This is a genomic window from Pseudomonas nitroreducens, from assembly GCF_010994165.1.
Lineage (GTDB): Bacteria > Pseudomonadota > Gammaproteobacteria > Pseudomonadales > Pseudomonadaceae > Pseudomonas > Pseudomonas nitroreducens.
Genome location: NZ_WMBX01000012.1, coordinates 1 through 1232, shown reverse-complemented (window position 1 = coordinate 1232; position 1232 = coordinate 1). Strand labels below are relative to the sequence as shown.

Genomic DNA, 1232 nt, shown 5'->3' with positions numbered 1-1232 from the left:
TTGGACTACCCCCGGTACGATAGACATCCCCGGCCTACGCTTTGAGCATAGGAGGAAGTCTATGAGCACCCAGAGATTCACCCCGGAATTCAAGGCCGAAGCCGTCAGGCAGGTCATTGAGCGCGGATACTCAGTCGCGGAAATCGCCTCACGCCTCGGCGTCTCTACTCACAGCCTCTACAAATGGGTAAAGGCTGTCACCCCCGACAAGTCGGAGAAGCAGGCCAGCGAACTGTTGGAAGCCAAGAGCGAAATCCTGCGGCTGAGGGCCCAGATGCGTCGCCTTGAAGAAGAGCGGGACATCTTAAAAAAAGCCGCGCGGTACTTTGCCAGGGAGCCCGAGTGAAGTACCGCTTCATGAACGAGCATCGCCATCAGCATGCGATCACCACGATGTGCAAAGTGCTGCGGATTGCTCGGGCCGGGTTCTATCAATGGCTGCACAAGCCCGTTTCCGACCGCGACCAGGATAATCACCGACTGCTCCAGTTGATTCGAAGCTCTTACGCGGCCAGTCGTGGTGTTTATGGCGCGCGTCGTGTCTTTGGCGATCTTCGGGAAGCGGGTGAAACCTGCGGCAAGCACCGTGTTGCCCGCTTGATGCGCGCCAACAGGATCAAGGCTCTACGCGGCTACAAGGCACCCCGTCCAATTGCCGGTCGGCCTTCGATTATTGCCCCCAATCATCTCAATCGAGAGTTCACCGTCGATGCTCCCAACAAAGCTTGGGTGACTGACATTACCTACATTCGCACTTGGCAGGGCTGGCTGTATCTGGCGGTGGTGGTCGACCTGTACGCACGCAAGGTAGTTGGCTGGTCGATGAAGCCGACGTTAGCCCGCGAGCTGGCGCTGGATGCCTTGCTGATGGCGCTCTGGCGGCGCAAACCGAAAGCACGCGTCATTGTGCACTCCGATCAGGGCAGTCAATACGGTAGTGACGACTGGAAGCGCTTCTGTGTTGCCAACAACCTGGAGCCCAGCATGAGCCGGCGCGGCAATTGTTGGGATAATGCCGTGGCGGAATCCTTCTTCAGTAGTTTGAAGAAAGAGCGTATCCGCAAACGCATCTACAAAACCCGAGACATGGCTCGGGCCGATGTTTTTGACTACATCGAGGTCTTCTACAACCGAACCCGCCGTCACAGCCACTTGGGCGGTGTCAGTCCCGAGGCCTTTGAAAGCGCCTCGTTATGAGGCCGGGAAATGTCTATTGAAATGGGGGTAGTCCA

1 protein-coding gene is annotated in these 1232 nt (G+C 57.3%); it reads left to right on the top strand.

Annotation, left to right across the window (positions count from 1 at the left end):
* The first annotated feature begins 61 nt into the window (after positions 1-61).
* Positions 62-1197 (top strand): IS3 family transposase gene (locus GJV37_RS29445; protein WP_205896564.1). Its coding sequence is split into 2 segments (ribosomal slippage): positions 62-314 and positions 314-1197, totalling 1137 coding nucleotides; the frame shifts between segments, so codons are not numbered across the junction.
* Positions 1198-1232 lie beyond the last annotated feature (35 nt).